General features: G+C 73.8%; 1 protein-coding gene. It reads right to left on the bottom strand.

Annotated elements, in window-relative coordinates:
• Positions 1–38 precede the first annotated feature (38 nt).
• Complete coding sequence (locus tag ACFW1A_RS40000) at positions 39–2318, bottom strand: FdhF/YdeP family oxidoreductase (RefSeq protein ID WP_380418578.1); 2280 nt, start codon at positions 2316–2318, stop codon at positions 39–41.
• Between the last annotated feature and the right edge of the window lie 202 nt (positions 2319–2520).

The following is a 2520-nucleotide window of genomic DNA, read 5'->3' as shown; positions in this document are numbered from 1 at the left end:
GCCGACGGGCCGTCGGCACCGGCGGTCGCGCGACCGGGCTACCGGCCCGTGTCGGGCTCGAACCGGACGACCACGGCCTTGGAGGTCGGCGTGTTGCTGATGTCCGCGGTCGAGTCCAGCGGGATCAGCACGTTGGTCTCCGGGTAGTAGGCCGCCGCGCCGCCGCCGGCGACGGGGTAGGCGACCAGCTTGAAGTGCGGCGCGCGGCGCTCGGAGCCGTCCCGCCACTCGCTGACCAGGTCCACGTGGTCGCCCGCGGTCAGGCCCAGCTCGGCCAGGTCGTCCGGGTTGACCAGCACCACCCGGCGGCCGCCGGTGATGCCGCGGTAGCGGTCGTCCAGGCCGTAGATCGTGGTGTTGTACTGGTCGTGCGAGCGCAGCGTCTGCAGCAGCAGCCGGCCCGCCGGGACCTCGGGGGCGGTCAGCGGGTTGACCGTGAAGTTGGCCCGGCCGGTCGCGGTCGGGAAGGACCGGCTGTCCCGGGGCCCGTGCGGCAGCGCGAAGCCGCCCGGCACCCGGACCCGCGCGTTGAAGTCCGCGAACCCCGGCACCACCCGGGCGATCCGGTCGCGCACCGTGTCGTAGTCGTCCGCGAAGTCCTCCCACGGCACCTGGTCGTCGGCGCCCAGGGTGGCCCGGGCCAGTCGGCAGACGATCGCGGTCTCGGAGAGCAGCCCGGGCGCCGGCGGCCGCAGCCGGCCCTGCGAGGAGTGCACCATGCCCATCGAGTCCTCGACGGTGACGAACTGGTCGCCCTTGGCGGTGCGGTCCCGGTCGGTGCGCCCCAGGGTGGGCAGGATCAGCGCCCGCGCCCCGGTCACCACGTGCGAGCGGTTCAGCTTGGTGGAGACGTGCACGGTCAGCCGGCAGCGCTGCATCGCGGCCTCGGTCACCGCGGTGTCCGGGCTGGCCGCGACGAAGTTGCCGCCCATCGCGAAGAAGACCCCGATCTTCCCGTCCCGCATCGCCCGGATCGTCTCCACCGAGTCGTACCCGTGGTGGCGCGGCGGCCGGAACGCGAACTCGCGCTCCAGCGCGTCCAGGAAGGCGGTGCCGGGCCGCTCGAAGATGCCCATGGTCCGGTCGCCCTGCACGTTGCTGTGCCCGCGCACCGGGCAGACCCCGGCCCCGGGCTTGCCCACGTTGCCGCGCAGCAGCAGGAAGTTGACCACCTCGCGGATGGTCGGCACGGCGTGCTTGTGCTGGGTCAGGCCCATCGCCCAGCAGACGATCACCTTGCGCGAGCGCAGCACCAGCTCGGCCAGCTCCTCGATCTGCGCCCACTCCAGACCGGTGGCGGCCAGCACCGCCGCGCGCTCGGTCGACTTCGCCTCGGCGGCGAACTCCTCGAAGCCGTGGCAGTGCTCGGCGACGAACGCGTGGTCCACCGCGTCCGCCGCCAGGATCCGCTGGTTGAGCGCGCGGAACAGGGCCAGGTCGCCGCCGAGCCGGATCTGCAGGAACAGGTCGGTCAGCTTGGTGCCGTGCCCGACCAGCCCGCGCGCGTGCTGCGGGTTCTTGAACCGCTCCAGCCCGGCCTCCGGCAGCGGGTTGACGCTGACGACGGTGGCCCCGGCCCGCTTGGCCCGCTCCAGCGCGGAGAGCATCCGCGGGTGGTTGGTGCCCGGGTTCTGGCCGGCCACGATGATCAGGTCGGCCTGGTACAGGTCCTTGAGGCTGACGCTGCCCTTGCCCACGCCGAGCGTCTCCACCAGCGCCGAGCCGGACGACTCGTGGCACATGTTCGAGCAGTCCGGCAGGTTGTTGGTGCCGAGCCGGCGGGCGAAGAGCTGGTAGGCGAAGGCGGCCTCGTTGCTGGTGCGGCCCGAGGTGTAGAACGCCGCGCCGTCCGGGGTGTCCAGCGCGCGCAGCTCGCCGGCCACGATCTCGAAGGCCCGCTCCCAGGAGACCGGGGTGTAGTGGGTGGCGCCCTCCTCCAGCAGCATCGGCTCGGTGAGCCGGCCCTGCTGGCCCAGCCAGTAGCCGGAGCGCTCGGCCAGCTCGGCCACCGGGTGCGCGGCGAAGAAGTCGGCGGTGATCCGGCGCTCGGTGGCCTCCTCGGCCACCGCCTTGGCGCCGTTCTCGCAGAACTCGGCGGTGTGCGGCTTGTCCGGCTCCGGCCAGGCACAGCCGGGGCAGTCGAAGCCGCCGTGCTGGTTGACCTTGAGCAGGGTGGCGACCGCGCGGCGGGCGCCCATCTGCTCGTTGGCCATCCGCAGGCTGTGGCCGACCGCGGGCAGTCCGGCCGCCGCGTGCTGGGGCGCGCCGATCGCCGGGTCGTCCTGGCCGGGATCGCGCTGCGGGGCCTGCTTGGCCATGACTGCCAACTCCTCGTGTTCCTCGGACCGCGTCGTCGCCGGCCCTGCCCCCATCCTTCCACCTGCCCTCCGGAACCGACCCGGGCCCGGGCCCGGGCCCGGGCCCGCGGCCGCCGCCCGGCGGCGGGACCGGGCGTCGATCCGGCCGACATTCGCCGCGGTCATCCCCCCGGCAGTCACGTAGACAAATCAACGCGCCCAC

It is taken from the genome of Kitasatospora sp. NPDC058965 (assembly GCF_042741245.1).
Taxonomy (GTDB): domain Bacteria; phylum Actinomycetota; class Actinomycetes; order Streptomycetales; family Streptomycetaceae; genus Kitasatospora.
The sequence above is the reverse complement of the archived record's forward strand: the minus strand, read 5'-3'. Positions and strand labels throughout refer to the sequence as shown.